This is a genomic window from Synechococcus sp. Lug-A (assembly GCF_024345655.1).
GTDB lineage: Bacteria > Cyanobacteriota > Cyanobacteriia > PCC-6307 > Cyanobiaceae > MW101C3.
Genome location: NZ_JAGQBN010000010.1, coordinates 47,869 through 67,501 on the forward strand (window position 1 = coordinate 47,869; position 19,633 = coordinate 67,501).

Below are 19,633 nucleotides of genomic sequence, written 5' to 3' on the forward strand. Positions count from 1 at the left end.
CCAGCCGCCTGTGCCGTGTCCGGTGCGGCGAATAGCGCTTGCGTGGACAGACACGAACAGAGACTCAGGATCGCAAATGAGCGCAACACGGTTCTGTTCATAATGTGACGGCCTAACGCCCCGGTTCAGCGGCGGCGAAACGCCGTCCGCTGCAACCGGTTGTTAGACCCGATTGATTGCAGCGGAGAGTTCGCTTCCCCATCACCCGCGCCTCCGCGCGTATTCGCGGAGCCGCAGGTAACGGGCATCTTGTGCAAGGTGTGGCGCGGCCTGAACGATTTGATCCAGGCATTGCCCCAACTCCCGGGGTGCCCACTGCTGGTCGGCAATCACTGCATTCAGCAAGCTCAATGCATCCGCTGGGTATCTGCTGCACAAACCTGAATCGTGAAGCAGATGAACAACGTAGTTGGGATGCTCAATCGGTTGCAGCCAGTCTTGCACCGCAGCCAAAGCGGCTGGTAATTCACCTCGGGCGGCAATCACCAGACGAGTCAGAGACTCGGCGATTCGTCGGGTGGCTAGATCACGGGATTTTGGCCAGATGTGTTGCCAGAACGGTTGGACACGGTTTTTCCAATAGTCCTCACGCTGATCAGCTGCTCCTTCAACCGCTTGGGAGAGCGCCTGCGCTGATTCTTCGAGGCCTTCTTGTGGAAGCGAACCAACCGCAGACCGAAACTCCTCCACGGTGTAACCATCGGTCGGGCCCAAAGCAGCGTAGGTCAGAAATGTCGCAAATTGATGGCGGTGCTCACCTAGATTGGCATAGTGATTTGCACTGTCCAAAAACTGCGGCTTGAAGGCTGTCAGCAATGGCTGGTACAAGCGCGGCGACCATAGGAAGCCTTCCCACACGGCCTTGGCTTCAACGGGATTGCTCCAGTCGAACAACGGCAGCAGATACTGTTCGGTCCAAGCGCGATCTACACGGAAAAATGCGATCAACCGTGAACCCATTAGCACCCGGCCGTGGCGGAATCGATCTATCTGCGCGTCGCACAGTGTGGTGAAAATGGGCTTCAAGTCAGCAGGAAGCAGATCATTGTCATTCGGGTTCTGCTTGAACCAAACGTTGATCAGCGCTTGCGTGACATGTCCAATTGGGTGGTTGATTGCAGAGCCAACGGGGTCGTAGGTTTCGACGCCATTGCGGATGATGCGAGAACCTGAGCCTGCTTCTAGCGGCAAGGCCAGCACGCGGCAGCAAAGGATCAGCAGGATGTCCTCATGGCAGTTGATCGACTTGGATGCGGCCTCTACCCACCAAGTAACTTCGTGATCAATTTCCTGAAGAACGGCATCGGGCATGGTCTGCACCAGCGGTGCAGCGTATCGCCAGGAGCGCAACACCATGCCTTCTTCAGCCCAAGCCTGCAGAGCTTCACGCCATCGGCCAGCGGGCCACACATCATCCTTTGCCAGATCGCACAGCGCGGACCAACTGTGAAAGAAGCGTGTTCGGCAAACCTCACGCCAAGTGTCTTCATAGAACGGTCGCCGCTCTGGCATCGGCTTTGTGAGCCATTGCACCAGTTCCTGCCGCTTGCGGGGGGCAATGTCGACATCCCGACTGTCCTCATAGTCCGGATCACCGGTGCCACTCATCCAGTGCGAGAACTCGTCACGCTCGTTCGTCGCCAGTTGCCATTGTGGGTAGGTATTGGAAATTTCCGCCAATCGTGCCGCTGCAGACGCTCCCAGTAAGATGCCCGATGTGTTCAGTTTAGCCAGATGCAGCCAGACCGAGCGGGCAACCAAGTCTTGCCACCGATCCTCCTCCAGATCGTCCCGGTAAATCTCACGTGGCGGGCCTGCCATAATGGCTGTCTCTAGGCGTTGCTGCTCGGCTCCTGCCAAATGCCGCCCCTGCAGGACGAGCAGCCTGAATACCTCCCGTCCCGCATCTGTGGACCACAACAACCACGCGTGATCGGCCAACAACCAATTCACCCACTGCTCGGTTGGGATGCAACCATCCTGACTGGCAGCAAACAGAGCAAGACGTTTAAAGGTGGGGTACGGCAGTTCAAACCAGTTCTGCGCGATGCGTGTCGCACGCGCGCTGTCAATGGCACGAACCGCAAGCCATGCATCGCGCAGCAATTCAATAAGGCTCACCCAGTCGCGGAACCCACGGTTCTGCCAGTGGGGCGTGATGGAGGGTAGATCCCAGTGTGATCGGTCGTTGCGGTCGTCGGCTTCGCCCAACTCACGCAGCAGGTCCAGTGCATCACGCAATAGCTGTTGAAAATCATCCAGGAGTAGCGGTAGGGCCGACGTCCAATGCTCGTCTCCCAAATCGCGCAGGGCGGAAGGCACTTGATCAGCGGGTAGCGCGAGCTCCCAGTCCACTAATTGCTTGACCCGTGTGGGCTCGTCAGTGCTGCTCGAATCGTCGTCACCCCAGCGAAACGGCTTCTTCAAGACAACCTTGGGTGCGAGCAACTCACGCAATTCCAAGCGCAATGTAGCGGTCAGTCCTTCCCGATTCAGTCGACCTTTCCAGCGATACAGATCGGGATCGTGCCACGGCGTTTTCACCCGACCGCTGAGCAGCAGGCGCCACAAGGTGCGCATCAAGGGGCCCGCAATGGCCATCGGGGCGTGCAAGCGGATTTCATCAAGTTCGGAGGCTTTTCCCTCACGCTCCAGTGAGGCAAAGCGATCCAGCTCATGTTCGATCAGCCATGGCCAACGGTCGTGCAACTGCCCGCCGCGCTCTGCAATCCAGATGACCAGCCTTGGGTCATCTAGGTGGCGCACAAGCCATCGGGCCAGATGAAACATCACGTCATCCCACTGGCTACCAGTGATGCCGCCGGAGGCAAGCAGCATTGGCGGTGCACGGTCATAGGGCGCAGGCCGCCGAATCAAGCTGAAACGCAGCTTGGTGTCCACTTCGTCACGGGGCTGCACGCCAAAGCGAGACAGATCACTGTGCCCAAAATGCTCGTGCGCGAAGGGCTCCAGTAGCCAGTCCAGTGAAGGAACGGGATTGAAGTCAGCGAAGCGTTTCGCTGGCAGGCCTGATTTGTCCGACAAAGCCCAAAGCATCCGCCCGACGAAATCGTCCTGCTGCGTGCTCTCCTGTGGGCGTGTCAGGGCGTGTTTAACGACGATGGCTTCTTTGCCCTGCACGCCGTCACGGTAGGTTTCTGCCCAAGCGTGCAGGGTCAGGTGCAGCGCGGAATGGTCATAAGTGCCAGCGGACACGGTGTAGAGAATGGGGGTGACACCCTTGGCTTCCCATTCGATGGTTTTCCGGTGCTCTTGCCCCGGTTCGCAATCACCCAGTGCCCAGGCCTGAGGTGTGATTTCGCCCAGCATCCGGTCAGCCGCCAGCGCATCCATCATGTAGCGCAGCACCGGGTCGTTGATGCTGTAGCCCACAAAGCAGACCACGTAATTACGGAACAGCTCGCTCACAAAGCGTGCCGCCCAGCGTTCAGTCAGATACGCCAAGCCGAAATCACCGCTGGTGACCACCAGCCGGTTCAGTGCTGTATCGTCCGTTTTTTCCGGTAACAGTCCGTGCAGGTAGACCAGTCCGTTCCAGCGGCTGTTCTTTGGAATCGGGAGCATCGGGGCTGCGTATGCCTGGAACGCTTGGTCCGTGCGTTTGGCTGCCACATGAAAGATGCGGTCGAAGTTGGTGGTGACTAGCCGAAGCGCACCCTCGCGGCTGCGCGCCAGACGCAACAGCGCTGCCTGCGTATCGACAGCACCCTTGCGGCGGAGCTTCGGATTCAGGGCCTGAGCCAGCGCGCGACGGGTGGCCAGACGCTGGCCCGGCAACCGCCGCTCCAGCAGATCAAGCGTGGCGTCGAACTGCCCCCGATCAAAGGCCTCGCGCTCGATCTCAGAAAGCGCCGTTCCGTTCAGCCGATAGATCTGTTCCACTAGACCCTTGAAATCCGGCAGGCCAGCGGGATAGGAAATTCCAGCCCCGCAGAAAAACACCACGTGGCCTTCCTCGTGCGCTTGCAAGAGCGCATCCGGAATATCAGGGCCGTCGGTGATGATCTGCATTTGGGGTCATTCCTACCCAGAAACGTTTGTGCATGTGAGATCCTCACTTTCCAGCGGGTCTAACGCTGATTGGACGGTTCCTGTAACCACCCTGATGGCAGGAGTCTTGACCGTATAAGCACCCCGATCATCTGCGCCTGTATCGCCAAAGCCCTGTGATGGCAAGAGGCTTGCGAAATGCCCGCCTGGCGCTTGCCATCTTATGCGGATCCGCTAACCACATGTGCGCTTCACTACTCTATGGCCATCACACAACTTTTTCCCGTGCCCTGAATGCAATGGCGATAGGCGCATTCAGATTCACTTCCTAGCCCCACACAGGCCACGCCCGCGAATCGCAACTCCGCCCCAGCCTGCACGCGAGAACCGCGCGCAACCTTTGATACACCATCCTCAATCCCCCTCTCCACCCACCACCCAAAACCTCTCACCAAACACCCCCGTCACCACCAACTCTTCCCCAACTCCCTCCAACTCCTCCGGCCCCAGGTGCATCACCACCCCCCACTGCCCGTCATCGCGCTGAGCGGGCACCGCCTCAGGGTTGGCGCCCTCGACCTCACGCGGAAAAAACACCGGCGTGGTGCCCCAATCGCCGAAGGGCACCGGCGGTAGGTGGGCGGCCTGCTCGGGTTCGCCGGCGTACACCCACACCTCCTGGCCGTTCACCAGCGGGCGGCGCAGCCGTTGGTATTCGTTCGGCACGTCTTCCAGTAAATCGAGCCGCGCCAGGCCGGCAGCGTCCACGCGGTAGAGCTCGCCGTGCAGCAGGGGCGGGGGTGTGGTGGGTGAGTCGGTTGCAGGCGCGGGCACCGGCACGGCCATCGGGTAGGGGCCCAGGTTGTGCATCGCCATGCCCTGCAGCCGGGTGCGGCCCAGGGCTTCGGCGCCCACCAGCCAGTGGTGGTTGGCCTGGCCGCGCTTGAGCGTGCCGTATACGAACACCAGATGGGTGGGGTCGGCGCTGCTCATGGGGCTGGAGCGGCGGGCGGGCACTGGCGGGTGAGGTTGAAGCGGCTGAAGTCGAGAAAGCGGTCGCCGTCGCCCTGGTCGAGCACGATGTCTTCGAAGGTCTCGTCGGGCCGCAGCTGCGACGCGGGGTAAGACATGCGCGCGAACACCGGGCTGCGCACCGTTTCGTCGATGCCGTGGAACGACACCAGGATTTCGCCGTGGCGGGCCTTCAGCTGCTCGACCTCCAGCCCCGCCAGCGGGCTGTGCTCATCGATCAGGTGCATCACCGTCCACATCAGCCGGAAGTGAAACGCATGGTTGCGCACCAGCTTGAGCGTATGCACCCGCCGCATGCGCTGCCCCTCCGTGCTGTACTCGTCCATGCCCAGGAACACGTTCAGGTGACCCTCCACCAGGCTGTTGTGGTGCACGTTCGCCATGCGGAAGGTGAGGCACGGCACCCCGTTCCACGGCTGCACCGTGGCGATCTCGCTGAACAGGATCTCCGCCTTGCTGCGTGAAAAGCGGGCGAACACCAGCCCGGTGGTCACCGCCGTGAAGATCAGGCTCACCAGCGCCTGCAACGTCACCAGCAGATGTACCGTCAGCGAGCGGGGGTGCAGCACCCCATACCCGATCGTTCCGAGCGTCTGCACGCTGAAGAAAAAGGCCTCGCTGAAGCCCGCCACCGACCCTTCCGGCACGCCGCCGATGCCGGCCGGATCCAGCAGATACAGGCCGGCGAACAGCAGATTGATCGCCAGATACCCGGCCGCGATCAGCAGCAGGAAGCCCCACCATGGGCACGACAGCATCAGCCGGTAGGGCTCGCGCCATAACGAGAAGATCTGATCGATCTCGTCGGTGCGGTACACCCCCTCTTCCCGCTGCAGGTGGATCGGCTTCAGCCGCCGGGGCCTGGCTTGGGGGCGGGAGCGTGGGCGAGAGCGGGCCATGGTGCGGTGCGATGGCGTGCGGCAGGAGGGCGCATGCTGTAGCCCGCCAGCGGGCAACTTTCAGGCCTCAGCTGTGGGGTTCGATCCCCCAGGCCTCCCGTATCACAGGATGACTGAGTTCCCAGGCATGCTCCATCGGTTCGATCGGCGCCGTGCGGTTGCTGGGCTCCAGATCACGCGCCTGCATCACCTCGCGCAGCGCCTGGCGAAAGGCGTTGGTTTCCTGCAGCAACTGATCCACCGCTGTGCTGCCGCCCAACGCCTGGCGCATCGGTTCATGCCCAGACGACAGCCGCAGGCTGGAGAGATGGTCGTCGATCCAGGCCCATTCATACAGCAGCATGGCGTCGCTGCAGGCGTTCAGATGCTGGCGGTAGCTGGCGATGTGTTGCTCGACGGCCCCACTCAGCGCCGGCACCTTGCCGCCTGTGGAACCAGCCGCCAGGGGCTCAGCCGGTGCCGCCTGGCTGCGGCGATCAGCCTCGGCCCGTTCTTTGAGCCGCCCCATGATCTCGCGCAGATAGCTCAAGAGCGTTCCGGCCACTTGCCCTGCAGCGTAAGCCATCTGCCGCTTTCGGCCCTTCAGCCGGGATCCACCGGCAGCCCCTTTGCAGCTAGCGCCAGGCGGCGAGCGAGCAGCAGCGCGGGATAGAGCAGACGGGTGCGATCCGGGTTGCCGAAGATCACCTGCAACAGCCTTAACAAGCCGTCACTGGGCTCCAGTTCACTGCACAGTTTTGCCACCGCGTCAGCGCCGTGCCAGATCCGCTCTCCCTCCATCAACACGGCACCGGTTGCCAGGTTGAATCCCTGTTGCTGGAGTGCATGTCGGAGCTCCGCATCGGCGCGGCCGTCAATGATCGTGAGGCGGGGCACTCCTCCGCGCAGCTCACTTGTGCTGGCGAAATGGCGGCAGAAAGGGCAGCCGCCGTCATACACCAACTGCAACGCTGGAGTGTGGGGATCGGCGCTCACTGGGCAACTTCCAACAGGTCCGATCTTAGGAAGCAGGGGAGAGCGGTCGGATTGGGCTGGCTGAAAGGAACCCTCTGGCAAGCGATTGCCTCGTGTGGCTATATTGACCTTGTCTTACACAACAACCCCATGCTCACCGGATCTGATCTCCTGGCGAAAGTCAAGGAGCTTGGTGATGTCGGTAAATCCGAGCTTGTGCGTGCCGCTGGGTACGTCAGCACCAAAAAGGACGGCAGCGAGCGTCTCAACTTCACGGCCTTCTACGAAGCCCTGCTGGAAGCCAAGGGAGTCAGCCTCGGTTCCGCCAGCAGCAATGGCGTTGGTCAGGGCGGGCGCAAGCTCAGCTACGTCACCAAGGTCCAGTTCAATGGCAACCTGCTGATCGGCAAGGCCTACACCGCCATCCTCGGTCTGCAGCCCGGCGATGAGTTCGAAATCAAGCTCGGCAAGAAGCAGATCCGCCTCGTGCCCGTGGGTGGCGAAGAAGCCGACGAATGAGCTCCAAGGGGGTGGCACAACTCCCCTGATTCCGTCGCCGCCCCTGTCGCTCCTTGCGGATCTGGTTCTAGCGCTGGCCCATGCGTTGCTTCTAGCCGCGCGGTTCTCCTTCGTCTAGATCTGCACCGGTTTGCTGCCACCCCTGCCGTTCGATCCATTTCTGGCGTTCATGCCTGAAATGTCTCGGGCGGCATTTCCTTTGTTCGGGTCTGATTTCAGCTTTTGGTGCTGCAGCATCGACACGTTGGTGTGATCGCTGGCCGGCGAGCTCTGAGGATGGCCGCCATGGAACATCCACGCGTTCGTTTCTGGTTCAACCGCGCACCCTGGCTGGCGGCTCTGGCCGCAGCGGCCCTGCTCAGCGGCTGCCAGGGGCAAGGGCCCGAGGCGCCCCGATCCGATGGCCCCCGCCCCAGCTGGGAGGTGCAGACCCTCGCGGATCCGGGCCTGCCGCGGCGCTCCGAGCCCGAGCTGGCCCGCTGCGCCGCCGCCATCGGCCTGGCGCCGGAACGCAACCAGCCCGCCGATCCCACCAACTTCGGCGAACGCCAGCCCGCTGATGCCTTCGGTCGTGCGGTGCCGGCCGGGCCGGCCCTGATCGTGCTGCACGAAACCGTGATCGATGAAGCGCAGACCCTGGCCCTGTTCCGCACCCCGCACCCCAACGACAACGACCAGGTCAGTTACCACCTGGTGATCAACCCCGCCGGCGATCGGCTGCGCATCGTTCCCGATGCCAACCGCGCCTATGGCGCCGGCATGTCGGCCTTCGGGGATTTCACGGTGCGGATCCGGCCTACCTCGGTGGGCTCGGTCAACAACGTGGCGCTGCACCTCGCCCTGGTGTCACCCGCCGATGGCCGTGGCGACACCCCCGGCCACTCCGGCTACACCGACGCCCAGTACCGTTCCGCCGCCGCCCAGGTGCTGCTGTGGCAGGCGCGTTTCGGCATCCCGCTCAGCCGCCTCACCACCCACGCCGCCGTCGATCGCAGCCACTCCCGCTACGACCCGCGCAGCTTCCGCTGGGACCAGTTCATGGCCCACTACCGCCTGGCCGCCAAGGCCTGCGGCTTCACCGCCTACGACACCGAGCGGGCCACCTACTGATGGCGGCGGCTTCGTAACGAAGTTCAAAGATTTCTGTTACGCTTTGCGAAGCACCTCGCTACCCACCCCATGACCAACAGCACCACCCCTTCCCGCTTCGGTTTCGTTGCCTTCGCCGAAACCTGGAATGGCCGTCTGGCGATGCTCGGCTTCGTGATCGGCCTCGGCACCGAGCTGCTCACCGGCCAGGGCATCCTCTCCCAGATCGGCCTCGGCTGAACCCAGGCCCACCCACTGCCCACGGCAGGTCGATCGCCTCGGGCGGTCCACCTGCCGTGGGCTTTGCTATTGGGAGCTGAGCCCTGCCTGATCCGGTCGCCCACGCCCCCTTCTCCCTGCCATGGCCCACGCCCTCTGCTTCGTTCTTCACGGCAGCGCCACCGGCGCCTCCAGCGGGCCGCCCCAGTGGTCAGAGCTGCTGACCCAGCAGCACGAGGCGATCACGGAGGCCCAGTCGCTCAGGATTTTTCGCTGCCCCCCCGGCTGGGACGGCTCCCTCGATGAGCTGGTGAGTGCCGGCCGGGCCAACGCCGCCGGCGACGACCCGTTCGTAGCGTTGCCAGACGCTTCCGCCGAAAGCTCGCCGGCCCGGCGGTTGCTCTGCAACGCCACCATTCCTCGCTTCGCGGCGGAGCGTCTCTGGCTCAGCGTCTACGACCTGGAGAGTGAAAACGCCTCGCCGCAGCCGGAACCCCGCCAGCTGCGGCTGCTCGACAGTTTCCCGCTCGCCGCTGCGGCCAACGAAACCTGCTGGTTCTTCCCCACCGACGACGGCCGTTACCTCTCCTGCGCCACCAATGAACAGGTGCGCTGCCTGCCCGGATTCACCCCCGAGCTGCGCTTCAGCGACACCCCCTTCGCCTACGACCGTGCCGGCATCAAGGTGCTGTGGTCGTTGATGGCCGATGAGGAACGCCTGCGCTGCGTTGGCCTCACCTACGAGCGGCGCCGCGTGGATTTCCCGCTGATCGAGCGCCAGCGCTCCGTCGACACCACCTGGATGGCCTTTCAGGTGGACAGCCAGGCCGAACAACCTCTGCAGGTGACCTCCACGATCACCACGTACCAGGGCTGATCCGGGCCCTGCAGTGTTGAGCTCACTGCAGGGTCATGCGCCATCAAAAAACCGGCCGGAGCCGGTTGATGGTTTCAGCTTCGATGCTCTCGATGCGGCGGTTGGGGCCCCGCTCAGCTGGCACGTTCAGCTGGCCTGGTTGTAGAGGCTCTCGAGCCGTTCGCGGCTGAGGTCGACGTACATCACCGAATCGCCTGGTTCCGGGGCTTCGGGATGGGGGCGGGGGGCTGAGGGAGCGGCGCGCCAGTCAGTCTGGCGGAGGTTCTGGCGCATCAACGCAAAGGCGCCGCCAGCGATGGCCGCGAAACAGGCGAAGTAGAAGAAGGCAAACAGTGCGTCCATGGGTACATCCTTTTAACCACTCTAGTGTGACGTTCTGTTAAGCGTGGCTCCATTCAGGCCTTGCTGTGCAGGCCAGCCCTTCTGGCCGCTGGACGCCTTCGCCCTCTGGCCTCACTGCACGCTTTCGCCCTTCCGGCCGCCCTCGCCCACACGCAGCGGACCCCCCTGGTGCTCTAGCCAGCCGGAGCGGAACCCGGCCGCCCGCGCCGCCTCCCGCACCTCCCGGTAGCGCTCGGCGCCATCCGGGCTCACCACCGCCACGATGTGATGGCGGCTGGTGCTGTAGGTGCGGATCCAGTTGCGGAAGGCACCGGCGCTCATCACCGCGGCGGGCCGGGGATCCAGCACCAGCTGGCCCTGCTCCGCTGTCACGAAGAAATAGCGCTGCAGCAGGCCTTCACCACCCAGCCCCAGGGGGCGCAGCCCATCGGCGCTCACGAACACGAACAGCGGCTCGGTGCCTACGTCCCGCACCTGCGGCAGCCGCAACTGCACTGGCGGGCGGCGGGGCGGTTTGGTTGTCTGCGGCAGCGGTGTTGGCAGCGGCGTGGCGGGCGCGGCCGCTGCTGGTTCCCGTTGCTCAGGCGCTGACGAGGGCCCGCCTCGCACTGACAGCGCCATCACCACGGCCGTGAGCATCAGCACCCCCAGCACGTTCATGAACACGTCGATCAGGCTGTCGAACGACAGCTCGGTGTGCCCCTGACGGCCGCTGCGTCTCAGCGCCATGGCGTGCGCGCTCCCTCGCCGATCGGCTCGTAGCCCAGCTGCGCCCCGGTGCTGCGCAGGGCGCCCACCAGCGGTTGCACCGCTGCGAAACAACTGCCGGCGACGGCGAGATAGATGTAATCAGTGCGCACCGCCTCGGCGATCAGCTCCGGCGGCACCAGGTCCAGATCCCAGCGGGCGGTGATGCTGCCGTTGATTGGATCGTGCCGTTCCACCTGGCCGTCGCGGCAGAGCAGGAAGGTGGTGGAGCCGGTGATCGGCACCCCATCGGCGCTGTTGAGCGCCACCAGCGGGGACGACGCGGCGGTGGGCACCTGCATCCACGGATCCGCGATCGGTTTCGCTGCCGCCGCCGCCGGTTTCGCGGTGGGCTTGCTGCGGGGCTCGACCCGGGCCGTGCGGCCGCGGTCCACCCCGAGCGAGAGCGCCAGCTCGGAGATCACCAGCAGCACGATCACCATCACGGCGCTGAGGATGTCGAGGAAGCCGATCAGATCGATCGACGCGTGCCTACGGCGCCGGGCTGGTCTCATCACGGCTCAGGCGGGGGAAGAATCCGTCGTTGAGGGCTGTTTCGATTTCACCGGCCAGCTGGTATTCGCTCCGTTCGCTGATGCTCATGAGCACCATGCACAGCACTGCCGTGATGATGCCCAGCAAGGTGGTGTCGAAGGCGGTGGAGAGCCCGCCGGTCACCGCCGTGAGGCTCGACTTCACCTTGTCGAGATCCTCCACATTGGCCAGCAGACCGGAAAAACCACCGATCGAGATCGAGATGCCCAGCACCGTGCCGAGGAATCCGAGCATCGGCAACACCCAGATCATCGTGCGGGTCACGCCGTAGCCGTCTTCGATGTCGGCCTGGGTGAGGGCGATGTCGTCCTGATGCAGCTCGCGGGTGGCCCCGCGGGAGCGGGAATCCTGGAAGCAGCGCAGCAGCCGGCAGAGGCGATTGGCGATCAGGCTGCGGCGCTGGCCCAGCAGGATCAACATCGTGCGCACATCGGAATCGGCCGGGCGCAGATCCACCAGCCCGCGGGGCACCCAGTCGCGGCCCACCTGGCGCCGCTCCCGGCGGCACACGATCAGGCGCCGCAGGCAGTAATCCACCACCGTGATCGCGATCGCCAGCGTGATCGGCTGGGTCACGCCCCGCTCCAGCAGGAAGGCGCCCACGGCGCTACCGCGGTAGGGGGTGGCGGCGAATACCAGGGCCAGGGTCAGGATCACCCCCACCACGATCGAGAGCAGGGCGGGGCTGCGGATCCAGCGCCGCGGCGGCAGATCCAGCAGGGCAGGCGCGAGATCCTCGAAGTCGCTGGCGGCCGGCCCGGGCGTGTCGATCATCGGCGGGCCATGGGACTCCGAGGCAGCGGCGGGGGCGACGGCGAATGGTGGCGGGCGCTGGTGCCGGCTTCGACGTTAGGGCCGACTCCCCTGGTGGTTGGCAGCGGCAGGCTGCCGCGCACGGGCCCCAAAGCAAGGTCTCGCCCCCGGCCCCTGCACCGGTTTTCTTAGCCTCAGTCCATGACGGCCACCGCTCTCACGCTTCTGTACGACGGAGCCTGCCCGCTCTGCCTGCGCGAGGTGGCGTTACTGCGCCGCCGCGATGCCGGCCGGGGCCGGCTGGCGTTCGTCGATATCGACGCCCCCGGCTACGACCCCGCTGCCTATGCCGGCATCAGTTACCGCGACGCGATGGGCCGCATCCATGGCCTCAGCTCCGATGGCACGGTGCTGCGCGATGTGGCGGTGTTCCGCGAGGCCTACCGGCAGGTGGGTCTGGGCTGGATCTATGCCCCCACCAGCTGGCCTCTGCTGGGCCCGGCCGTCGACGCCATCTACCGGCTTTGGGCCGCTTGGCGGCTGCGCCTCACCGGCCGCCCCGACCTTGACACCCTCTGCGCCCGCCAGGCCGCCCACTGATCTCCGCGCCGGGCCGCCCGCTCAGCGCTGCGATGCTCTGCCTCAGCCCGTACCCCCAACCCGTTGCCCCATGACTGATCCCTCCGTGCCGCCCCTTACCGCCGCCTCGCTGCAGGCCCTGTTCACCAAGCCCTATGGACAGCCGGCCCCCACGCCGGAGCAGTGGCGTGCCGTGTATGCCGAGAACGTGCATTTCAGTGATCCCACGCAGGAGGCCACCGGCATCGATGCTTACCTCGCCGCCCAGGAGGGGCTGATGAAGCGCTGCGACGACGTGATGCTGCGCTCCGAAGCGGTGGTCGTCAGCGACCGGACCGCCTTCGTGGAGTGGGTGATGGGTCTGCGGATCAAGGGCGTGGAGTTTGTCTATCCCGGCACCACCCGCCTGCTGCTGGATGAGGCGGGCAGGATCGTCGACCACCGCGACTACTTCGACTTCGTGGGCCCCACCTTCGCCCCGGTGCCCGTGATCGGCCCCTTCGTGCGCTGGATGTACCGCCGCTTCGTGAGCTGAAGCTGCTCACCGGAGCGGTGCGAGCAGGGGAAGGCGGCACAGACAGGGCTGTGGAGGGGGCCCATTGGTCCTGCCTGATCCTCAGCCTTTCAGCTCACTATGGGCGCTCAGCGGATCTTCAGTTCCTGCCTTGGGATTGGCTGTGTGAGTGATCGAGAGGGCAAAGCAGAATGATCAGGGTCGGAAAAATTGATAGGCAGGCATGAGTGAACTATTAGAGAGAAGTGAGAGGCTCTTGGCTCATTCTGTGCTTGACCCTTATCTACAAATGAGTAAAACTAGCGCTCATATCAAGGTGCTTCAGATTGCAGCCTTGCCTGGCCATTGTTTGTTCTCTCTGATTCCGGTGGACCAGCACCCAGCTTCAGCCATGGGCCAGGGCTTTGGATCCGTCGACCCGGGTTGCGGACCCCTGACCCCACCCCAGGAGAATCCGCAAACAGGCACTGCGGGCATTGATCTTGCGGCCGCCCCTGCGCCTTCTGGGACAAACCCATACATCCCGGCCCATCGCGATCCTGGCTACGAGGCGCTCGTGTATCGCTGCAAACTCGAACTGCAAGCCGAGCGCAAGAAGGCTGATCAGTTCCTTTCGCCAGCCTGTACAGAGATCAGCGGCAACAATCCCGCGTGAACCATCTGCGGGGGTGTGTCGCGCCACTGCCTGCCGGCAACCCCACGGCCTGCCGGCGACCCCACGGCCTGGCCGCCTCAGAACCCTGAGCCGGGGGTCTGCAGGAAGGCGAGTTCTTCGCTGCTGGAAACCCGCGCGAGGGAGTCGTTGCGGTGCGGGAAGCGGCCGAAACGGGCGATCACCTCAAGGTGGCGGCGGGCAAAGGCGGCGGTGCGCGCATCGGTGAACTGCTCGAACAACGGGCCGGCCGCCTCTTGAACGGCCAGGTCTTCCGCATGCATCAGGGGCATCAACCAGAACTGCCGCCGGGCCTGGTCGGTTTCGGCCGCTACCCAGCCGTTCGCCACCGCGCTCTGGCTGAGCGCCAGGGCCGCACCATCGCCGCTGAACGCCATGGCGGAGCCCCGCCAGATCTGGCGGGGAAACTGATCGAGCAGCAGCACCAGCGCCAGGCCGGTGTGCGGCTGCCGGCCCCAGGCCGCCAGCTCTCCGGCCACCGCCTGGCGGGTGAGGCCGATGAACCGCTCCCGCACCTGGTGGTCGAAGGCCGGATCCTTGAGGAACCACTGGCTGGGCGACGCGGCTTCAAACCAGAAGGCCAGTACCTCCGCCCCCAGCTCCTCGGCAGCAGCAGCCATCAGCCTTCAGCAGTTGCCCGCATCCTGATCGGCCGGCTGGGGCTGCAGATCCTGCGGCCCCTCAGATGGTGATAGGTCGTTATTCCCACTCTTTACAGTCGGTTTCCGCGAGCAGCTGAGGATCAAGCTCATGCGCCTTGGACTCTGTCTGTCGGGCCTGTTGCTGCCCTCCTGCCTGGTGCTGCTCAGCGGTGATGCCCTGGCCAGGCCCAGCACCGAGTCCGTCGCCCAGTCTTCGGGCCAGCCGAGCGATCCGGCGGCAGGCCTGCAGCTGGATCCGGCCGCCTTTCGTGCCGTGATCGGCCAGCCGCCCGCTCCCGCCAGCCAGGCGGAACGCGACGATCTGGCGATCCTGCGCTGGAACCAGCGCACCCGCACGGCAGAGGGAGTGTTACTCAGCTGGCACTTCCTCAACCGCAATCTCAGCGTGTTTGATGCCGCCATCGGCACCAACCTGCAGGACGCCTCACCGACGCTTTACCAGGGCCTTCCTGCGTTCCTCAGCCGTGCCGACACCCTCAAGAATCAGCTCAAGAATGCCGTTGCCCGGCCGCGCCCCTTTCTGAGCCACCGGGATCTCAGGCCCTGCCTGCCGCTGGAATCGGGTTGGTCGTTCCCCAGTGGCCATGCCACCTGGTTTGCCACGGCGGCCCTGCTGCTGGCCGATGTCGTGCCGGAACGGCGGGAACGGCTGCTGCTGGTGGGTAGCCAGGGGGGCCATGTCCGTGCCTACTGCGGCGTGCATTACCCCAGTGATGTGCTGGCGAGCCAGCGCCTGGCCAAGGCGATCAGCCAACAGGTGATCGCGTCTCCCCAGTGGCAGGCGTTCCGGCAGCAGGTGGCGCAGGATCGCCAGCGGCTGCTGGTGGCCCCGCCCGCCGGTCTGCCGGTGCTCACCAACGCCTCAACAGATAGCGAGGGGCTCTAGCCCTCCGCCGAGCCTCAGCCGTGACACTCGCAGCCGCAGCCGGCGTGGCAGGGTTCACCGTTGGGGTGGCCACTGGCGCAGGCGTCGCTGCAGAACAGCAGGGCGCCGTTGCGGAAGGGGGTGTCGGCCTTCACGCTGCAGTGGCAGCCGGGGCAGGCGCACTGGGTGGTGGTGGCTTTCTCCAGGGTGGCATTCATAGCCTTTCCGCGAGCAGGTTTCTGCCTCCACTCTGCTGCCGCTGCCGCCCAGCCGCTTCATTCTGAAACCGGATGGAGCGGCGCCATCGCCGTGCAGAGGCTGGCGGCGGGCACACAACTTCATGGACGAGTGTGTCTGTGCTTCTCCGCACCTGGCCATTGCGCGGCCCGCAAGCGGTCGCAGCATGACGAAACCGAAGCACCAGGATGTTCCGACCGTGCTGCATACCATTCCGCTCCTGGCCGCCACCTGTCTGGCGGGATTTGCGATGTTGCAACTGCTATTCAGCGCTGGCAATTGGTAGGGGGTGCTGGATTTTCTGGCAAGAGAACGGACAGATTCAAGCCCAGCCATGAAGGCGTGGTGCGGAAGCTGGAGAGTGCGCTCTGCATCCCCATCACCGGATCCCCTTCCCATCGCTACGGCTGGCGATGGGCCTCTCCGTCACGCGCGTTACCACCGGCACCTCTGCTCCGCGGCCAACGGACACCGCCGCTCCCACCAGCCCGAGTGCTGCCGCCAAACGAAACGCCAACTGCTGCGCCCCCAGAAAGGCCTCCAGCTGGGACCCGCCAAGCCGCGCACCCACCTCCCCCGCCAGTGCTGCTTCTGCCCCTGCTGCGCCGAGGCCGCTGGCGAGCAGTGATGCCGCCAGCGCCGCCCCGATCGCCTGTCCGAAGTTCCGAGCCATCGACAGGAAGCCGTTCGCCACACTGAGGTGCTCGGCAGGAACCGTGTTGAGCGTGGCGCTGTTGTTGGGGGGATGGAAGAGCCCGCCGCCCATGCCCAGCAGCATCAGCGGCCAGATAATGCTGGCGGTGGAGGCGTCGGGACCCAGCCAGGACAGTCCGACCAGGCCTGCACTGATGCAGAGCATCCCTGCTGTGCTGAGGGTTCGCGCACCGATCCGATCGCCCTGGCTGCTGACCGTCAGGCTCGTGGCCGTGAGAACCAAGGAGAGCGGCACGATGAGCACACCCGCCATCACGGGCGAGCGTCCCAGCACAAGTTGCGCATACAACGGCAGCAGGAAATAGCAGGACACCGCGGCAACGAAGTAGAAGGCGGCGGCCACCGAGCCACAGGTGAAGGCACGCCGTCGCAACAGTTCGAGATTCAGCAGCGGTATCGGCAGGCGTCGCTCCACCTGCACGAACAGGGCCAATGCCACCACGCCGCCCAGCAGGATCGCCAGGCTGGCTGGTTTCAGTCCAGCCTCGGAGAGTTGTTCAATCACCAGGAAGGGAGCACTGGTGGCCACGACTGCCAGCACGGCACCCGTCCAGTCCATGGCGGTGCGGTCCAGGCTGCGGGGGCGGGCCTTGAGGATCCGGAGGCTGAGGATCAGTCCGGCCAGGCTCACCGTGAGGATCACCAGAAAGAGGGAGCGCCAGCCGAACTGGCCGATCAGCAGGCCGCCGAGCACCAGCCCCGTGACCTGAGCCAGCGCCAGGATCGAGGCATTGACGGCCATGGCTTTGCGCCGCTCCTGCTTCGGGAAGACGGCGGTGATCTCGGCCATCACGTTGGCCAGCACCAGGCCGCCGCCCACACCCTGGAGAACGCGGAAGGCGATCAGGGTTTCCACCGTGGGGGCCAGCGCACACAGGACCGACGTCACGACGAGGACGCCCATGCCGATCACGACGATGCGGCGGCGTCCCCAGATGTCGGCCAGGCGGCCGGCCGGCAGCAGGGTGACCGTCACGGTAAGCATGTAGGCGACGATCACCCATTTCAGAACCGATAGGCCAACGCCGAACTCACGCGCCATCGCCGGCAGGGCGAGTGTGACGATGAACCCATCCATATAAACAACGAAGTTGCCGCATTCCACGGCGGCCAGGGTCCACCAGCGATCGGGATTAGGCGGGGGCGTCTCTGTTTGTGTGAGGGCAGCTGGGTTGTCTGAGACCATGGCAGTGTGTGCCCTGATAGAGAAGCCTTCGATGCCTGACTCTAAAGGAACGTGCTGGTCGTGGAAGGCAGCGAGCCGCTGCTGAAGCATTCACAGGGATCGATAGCCAGGGCCCGACTGACCCTATGGTCGAACGATCATGCAGGTGGACGGGATTGGCAGGGACCTCTGTCTGCACGTGGTGATGAGAGCCATCGCCCTTTTCTGTCTTGTCGTTGGGTTGGCAGGATGAAGGATTGTGCCGTTGGCGAATGCTTGACCATCACCTTCGCAGGGGTCCATGCGCCCCATTTCCATCCCCATTTCTGCCCTGGCCCATGACCGATACCGGAATCCGCCGGCTGCCACGCTTGCTCACTTCCGTCAGGCGCAGGCGCGGCTGAAGCCTGCGGTAACCGTGCGGCTCCAGTAGACCGTCATCCCAGCAAGCTCTCATTGCGACGGGCTAAGCCTCAGATCTCTTTTTGCCCTCTGAGCTGAACCGTCTGGTTTCATGAGCAGTAGGTTGAATCATGACGACCCGTCGTGAATTTGTGGTCACCGCACTGGCCACCGCAGCCGGCACTGCCACCGCCAGTGCCGGCATCTCTTCATGCTCACCGGAGCCCAGTGCTGACAGCTATGAAGCCTCAGTGGATCGCACCTGGCGTCACAGCAAGGCCGCGTCCGGCGGCATGCCTTCTCTGCTGCATGAGCTTGTGCGCTACGCCACTCTGGCGCCGTCCAGCCATAACACGCAGTGCTGGAAGTTCCGCCTCCTCGATGGCGCCATCTCGCTTGAGCCGGATCTTTCACGACGCTGCCCTGCTGTCGACCCGGAGAACCACCATCTGTTCGTCTCCCTCGGCTGTGCCGCCGAGAACCTGAGCCAGGCGGCTTTGGCCCATGGGTGGATGAGCCACTCCGGCTTTGATGCGGCAGGGGGCACTGTCTTGCGCTTCGCCTTAACGCCGACAACACCCGTCGCGTCAACACTGTTTCAGGCGATTCCCGAGCGCCAGAGCACACGTGGTGAGTATGACGGCCAACCCCTTGCTCGCGATGAACTGGAACTGTTGGTGAAGGCCGGTACGGGCGCCGGTGTTCAGCTGATTGTCCTGACCGAACGCAAGGCCATGGAGACGCTCCTGGAGTCTGTCGTTCAAGGCAACACGATCCAGTTGAATGATGCCGCCTTCGTGGCTGAATTGAAGCAGTGGGTCCGATTCAACGGCCGTGAGGCGGTTCGAACGGGGGATGGACTCTACGCTGCATCGTCTGGCCATCCGTCTGTGCCGACATGGCTGGGACGCCTGCTTTTCAGCCTGCTGCTTTCACCGAAAGGCGAAAACGAGACGTACGCCAAGCATGTGCGCAGTTCTGCCGGTATCGCGATCTTCGCCTCGGAATCCCCAACGCCGCAGCAGTGGGTGGAAGTGGGGCGTTGCTATGAGCGCTTTGCCCTGCAATCGGCAGCCTTGGGTATTCGCACTGCGATGCTCAATCAGCCCGTAGAGGTGTCCACGCTGCGCCCGCAGCTTGCTGATGATCTGGCTCTCGGAGGGTGGCGGCCCGATCTTGTCGTCAGGTTCGGCCGAGGTCCCAAGCTGCCGTCTTCACTGCGACGGCCACTGCAGGAGGTCTTGATTTGATTCGCACGGCTGCGCTACCACTGATGGATTGATGGATCGTCTCCCCTTTCGAGCCATCAAGGCTGGAATCACCTACTTCGTATTGGTGTTCGGTGTGGGCTTTGTGCTGGGTGTGATTCGTGTGACACTGCTTGTGCCGCGCCTTGGTGAACGGACGGCGGAGCTCATTGAAATGCCGTTCATGTTCGTGGCCATTGTGGTGTCGGCCCGTCTGATCATCTGGCGTTTTCGTCTTCCCGCCAGTGCCATGGTGCGCCTAGGGGCTGGATGTCTTGCGCTGGGTCTGTTGGTTGGCGCCGAGGTCTTGGTTGCAGTTGCCATTCAGGAGCGCACGCTTGGCGAGTATGTAGCCAGCCGGGATCCAGTTTCTGGTGGTGTCTATCTGGCCATGCTGGTGCTGTTTGCTGTGATGCCGCTTGTTCTGGCGCGCCTCCCATCGGCTTCCCGTGTGTGAGGCTTCTCCATCATCCAGCCACCTATTGCCTGATGATGCCGCGCCTTGTCGTTGGTTCCCAGCGCCGCACAGACAAGTTGCGAGGAGTGCCCCATCACATCGGCAGCATCGGCAGACAGTG

Annotated in this window: 22 protein-coding genes; 10 read left to right on the forward strand and 12 right to left on the reverse strand. The window is 64.2% G+C overall.

Going from position 1 to position 19,633, the window contains the following annotated elements:
• Nucleotides 1–201 precede the first annotated feature (201 nt).
• From dsr1 to KBY86_RS08890, 5 genes are all read right to left on the reverse strand, one after another.
• Nucleotides 202–4,032, reverse strand: a complete 3,831-nt coding sequence (gene dsr1 / locus KBY86_RS08870) for an anti-phage defense-associated sirtuin Dsr1 (protein WP_255140885.1) — start codon at nt 4,030–4,032, stop codon at nt 202–204.
• 393 nt (nt 4,033–4,425) lie between these two features.
• Complete coding sequence (locus tag KBY86_RS08875; protein WP_255140886.1) at nt 4,426–5,004, reverse strand: gamma-glutamylcyclotransferase; 579 nt, start codon at nt 5,002–5,004, stop codon at nt 4,426–4,428.
• The gene (locus tag KBY86_RS08880) at nt 5,001–5,942 is read right to left on the reverse strand and encodes an ion channel (RefSeq protein ID WP_255140887.1); all 942 of its coding nucleotides are present in this window, start codon (nt 5,940–5,942) and stop codon (nt 5,001–5,003) included. Before KBY86_RS08880 ends, KBY86_RS08875 begins: the two co-directional genes overlap by 4 nt.
• A 67-nt stretch (nt 5,943–6,009) precedes the next feature.
• Nucleotides 6,010–6,486 (reverse strand): hypothetical protein, encoded by a 477-nt coding sequence (locus KBY86_RS08885; RefSeq protein WP_255140888.1) that lies wholly within the window; start codon nt 6,484–6,486, stop codon nt 6,010–6,012.
• A gap of 38 nt (nt 6,487–6,524) precedes the next feature.
• Nucleotides 6,525–6,917 carry a DCC1-like thiol-disulfide oxidoreductase family protein gene (locus tag KBY86_RS08890; protein ID WP_255100344.1) on the reverse strand — a complete coding sequence of 131 codons (393 nt, stop codon included), beginning with the start codon at nt 6,915–6,917 and terminating at the stop codon, nt 6,525–6,527.
• Nucleotides 6,918–7,046: 129 nt separating this feature from the next.
• Between KBY86_RS08890 and KBY86_RS08895 the strand changes: the two genes are divergently transcribed.
• The 4 genes from KBY86_RS08895 (at nt 7,047) to KBY86_RS08910 (ending at nt 9,600) form a co-directional block, all read left to right on the forward strand.
• Nucleotides 7,047–7,415 carry an AbrB family transcriptional regulator gene (locus KBY86_RS08895; RefSeq protein ID WP_094511449.1) on the forward strand — a complete coding sequence of 123 codons (369 nt, stop codon included), beginning with the start codon at nt 7,047–7,049 and terminating at the stop codon, nt 7,413–7,415.
• A gap of 285 nt (nt 7,416–7,700) precedes the next feature.
• Nucleotides 7,701–8,525, forward strand: coding sequence for a peptidoglycan recognition family protein (locus KBY86_RS08900; RefSeq protein ID WP_255140889.1), 825 nt, complete (start codon nt 7,701–7,703; stop codon nt 8,523–8,525).
• A 69-nt stretch (nt 8,526–8,594) separates the two neighbouring features.
• On the forward strand, nt 8,595–8,744 hold the full coding sequence (locus KBY86_RS08905; RefSeq protein ID WP_094511454.1) for a chlorophyll a/b-binding protein: 150 nt from the start codon (nt 8,595–8,597) through the stop codon (nt 8,742–8,744).
• A gap of 121 nt (nt 8,745–8,865) precedes the next feature.
• On the forward strand, nt 8,866–9,600 hold the full coding sequence (locus KBY86_RS08910; protein WP_255140890.1) for a hypothetical protein: 735 nt from the start codon (nt 8,866–8,868) through the stop codon (nt 9,598–9,600).
• 126 nt (nt 9,601–9,726) lie between these two features.
• On the opposite strand, the gene KBY86_RS08915 is transcribed toward KBY86_RS08910, so the two are convergent.
• The 4 genes from KBY86_RS08915 to KBY86_RS08930 all read right to left on the reverse strand — a co-directional run bounded on the left by KBY86_RS08915 (nt 9,727) and on the right by KBY86_RS08930 (nt 12,018).
• Entirely contained in the window at nt 9,727–9,942 is a 216-nt protein-coding gene (locus KBY86_RS08915) for a hypothetical protein (RefSeq protein WP_094511461.1), read from the reverse strand.
• A 111-nt stretch (nt 9,943–10,053) separates the two neighbouring features.
• Nucleotides 10,054–10,671: a hypothetical protein gene (locus tag KBY86_RS08920; RefSeq protein ID WP_255140891.1), complete on the reverse strand. Its 618-nt coding sequence runs from the start codon at nt 10,669–10,671 to the stop codon at nt 10,054–10,056.
• On the reverse strand, nt 10,662–11,204 hold the full coding sequence (locus KBY86_RS08925; RefSeq protein ID WP_255140892.1) for a hypothetical protein: 543 nt from the start codon (nt 11,202–11,204) through the stop codon (nt 10,662–10,664). Before KBY86_RS08925 ends, KBY86_RS08920 begins: the two co-directional genes overlap by 10 nt.
• Nucleotides 11,182–12,018, reverse strand: coding sequence for a MotA/TolQ/ExbB proton channel family protein (locus KBY86_RS08930; protein WP_255140893.1), 837 nt, complete (start codon nt 12,016–12,018; stop codon nt 11,182–11,184). The genes KBY86_RS08925 and KBY86_RS08930 overlap by 23 nt, the downstream gene beginning before the upstream one ends.
• 180 nt (nt 12,019–12,198) lie before the next feature.
• Between KBY86_RS08930 and KBY86_RS08935 the strand changes: the two genes are divergently transcribed.
• The 3 genes from KBY86_RS08935 (at nt 12,199) to KBY86_RS08945 (ending at nt 13,745) form a co-directional block, all read left to right on the forward strand.
• The gene (locus tag KBY86_RS08935; RefSeq protein WP_255140894.1) at nt 12,199–12,597 is read left to right on the forward strand and encodes a thiol-disulfide oxidoreductase DCC family protein; all 399 of its coding nucleotides are present in this window, start codon (nt 12,199–12,201) and stop codon (nt 12,595–12,597) included.
• Nucleotides 12,598–12,667: 70 nt separating this feature from the next.
• The gene (locus KBY86_RS08940) at nt 12,668–13,111 is read left to right on the forward strand and encodes a nuclear transport factor 2 family protein (RefSeq protein ID WP_255140895.1); all 444 of its coding nucleotides are present in this window, start codon (nt 12,668–12,670) and stop codon (nt 13,109–13,111) included.
• Between the two features lie 370 nt (nt 13,112–13,481).
• Complete coding sequence (locus tag KBY86_RS08945) at nt 13,482–13,745, forward strand: hypothetical protein (RefSeq protein WP_255140896.1); 264 nt, start codon at nt 13,482–13,484, stop codon at nt 13,743–13,745.
• A gap of 77 nt (nt 13,746–13,822) precedes the next feature.
• On the opposite strand, the gene KBY86_RS08950 is transcribed toward KBY86_RS08945, so the two are convergent.
• Nucleotides 13,823–14,383: a DUF924 family protein gene (locus KBY86_RS08950; RefSeq protein ID WP_094511477.1), complete on the reverse strand. Its 561-nt coding sequence runs from the start codon at nt 14,381–14,383 to the stop codon at nt 13,823–13,825.
• Between the two features lie 130 nt (nt 14,384–14,513).
• On the opposite strand from KBY86_RS08950, the gene KBY86_RS08955 reads away from it, so the two are divergent.
• Nucleotides 14,514–15,311, forward strand: coding sequence for a phosphatase PAP2 family protein (locus tag KBY86_RS08955; RefSeq protein WP_094511480.1), 798 nt, complete (start codon nt 14,514–14,516; stop codon nt 15,309–15,311).
• A 14-nt stretch (nt 15,312–15,325) separates the two neighbouring features.
• Here the strand turns inward: KBY86_RS08955 and KBY86_RS08960 are convergent, their stop codons facing one another.
• On the reverse strand, nt 15,326–15,508 hold the full coding sequence (locus KBY86_RS08960) for a conjugal transfer protein TrbI (RefSeq protein ID WP_094511483.1): 183 nt from the start codon (nt 15,506–15,508) through the stop codon (nt 15,326–15,328).
• 398 nt (nt 15,509–15,906) lie between these two features.
• Nucleotides 15,907–17,427, reverse strand: a complete 1,521-nt coding sequence (locus KBY86_RS08965) for an MFS transporter (protein ID WP_255140897.1) — start codon at nt 17,425–17,427, stop codon at nt 15,907–15,909.
• 512 nt (nt 17,428–17,939) lie between these two features.
• On the opposite strand from KBY86_RS08965, the gene KBY86_RS08970 reads away from it, so the two are divergent.
• Both KBY86_RS08970 and KBY86_RS08975 read left to right on the forward strand, forming a co-directional pair.
• The gene (locus KBY86_RS08970) at nt 17,940–19,058 is read left to right on the forward strand and encodes an Acg family FMN-binding oxidoreductase (protein ID WP_255140898.1); all 1,119 of its coding nucleotides are present in this window, start codon (nt 17,940–17,942) and stop codon (nt 19,056–19,058) included.
• A gap of 31 nt (nt 19,059–19,089) precedes the next feature.
• Nucleotides 19,090–19,512, forward strand: a complete 423-nt coding sequence (locus KBY86_RS08975; protein ID WP_255140899.1) for a hypothetical protein — start codon at nt 19,090–19,092, stop codon at nt 19,510–19,512.
• Nucleotides 19,513–19,633 lie beyond the last annotated feature (121 nt).

Coding starts and splice junctions, on each gene's coding strand:
- dsr1 (WP_255140885.1), bottom strand. CDS start 4,032: ATGCAGATCATCACCGACGGCCCTGATATTCCGGATGCGCTCTTGCAA.
- KBY86_RS08875 (WP_255140886.1), bottom strand. CDS start 5,004: ATGAGCAGCGCCGACCCCACCCATCTGGTGTTCGTATACGGCACGCTC.
- KBY86_RS08880 (WP_255140887.1), bottom strand. CDS start 5,942: ATGGCCCGCTCTCGCCCACGCTCCCGCCCCCAAGCCAGGCCCCGGCGG.
- KBY86_RS08895 (WP_094511449.1), top strand. CDS start 7,047: ATGCTCACCGGATCTGATCTCCTGGCGAAAGTCAAGGAGCTTGGTGAT.
- KBY86_RS08900 (WP_255140889.1), top strand. CDS start 7,701: ATGGAACATCCACGCGTTCGTTTCTGGTTCAACCGCGCACCCTGGCTG.
- KBY86_RS08905 (WP_094511454.1), top strand. CDS start 8,595: ATGACCAACAGCACCACCCCTTCCCGCTTCGGTTTCGTTGCCTTCGCC.
- KBY86_RS08910 (WP_255140890.1), top strand. CDS start 8,866: ATGGCCCACGCCCTCTGCTTCGTTCTTCACGGCAGCGCCACCGGCGCC.
- KBY86_RS08915 (WP_094511461.1), bottom strand. CDS start 9,942: ATGGACGCACTGTTTGCCTTCTTCTACTTCGCCTGTTTCGCGGCCATC.
- KBY86_RS08920 (WP_255140891.1), bottom strand. CDS start 10,671: ATGGCGCTGAGACGCAGCGGCCGTCAGGGGCACACCGAGCTGTCGTTC.
- KBY86_RS08925 (WP_255140892.1), bottom strand. CDS start 11,204: ATGAGACCAGCCCGGCGCCGTAGGCACGCGTCGATCGATCTGATCGGC.
- KBY86_RS08930 (WP_255140893.1), bottom strand. CDS start 12,018: ATGATCGACACGCCCGGGCCGGCCGCCAGCGACTTCGAGGATCTCGCG.
- KBY86_RS08935 (WP_255140894.1), top strand. CDS start 12,199: ATGACGGCCACCGCTCTCACGCTTCTGTACGACGGAGCCTGCCCGCTC.
- KBY86_RS08940 (WP_255140895.1), top strand. CDS start 12,668: ATGACTGATCCCTCCGTGCCGCCCCTTACCGCCGCCTCGCTGCAGGCC.
- KBY86_RS08945 (WP_255140896.1), top strand. CDS start 13,482: ATGGGCCAGGGCTTTGGATCCGTCGACCCGGGTTGCGGACCCCTGACC.
- KBY86_RS08950 (WP_094511477.1), bottom strand. CDS start 14,383: ATGGCTGCTGCTGCCGAGGAGCTGGGGGCGGAGGTACTGGCCTTCTGG.
- KBY86_RS08955 (WP_094511480.1), top strand. CDS start 14,514: ATGCGCCTTGGACTCTGTCTGTCGGGCCTGTTGCTGCCCTCCTGCCTG.
- KBY86_RS08960 (WP_094511483.1), bottom strand. CDS start 15,508: ATGAATGCCACCCTGGAGAAAGCCACCACCACCCAGTGCGCCTGCCCC.
- KBY86_RS08965 (WP_255140897.1), bottom strand. CDS start 17,427: ATGGTCTCAGACAACCCAGCTGCCCTCACACAAACAGAGACGCCCCCG.
- KBY86_RS08970 (WP_255140898.1), top strand. CDS start 17,940: ATGACGACCCGTCGTGAATTTGTGGTCACCGCACTGGCCACCGCAGCC.
- KBY86_RS08975 (WP_255140899.1), top strand. CDS start 19,090: ATGGATCGTCTCCCCTTTCGAGCCATCAAGGCTGGAATCACCTACTTC.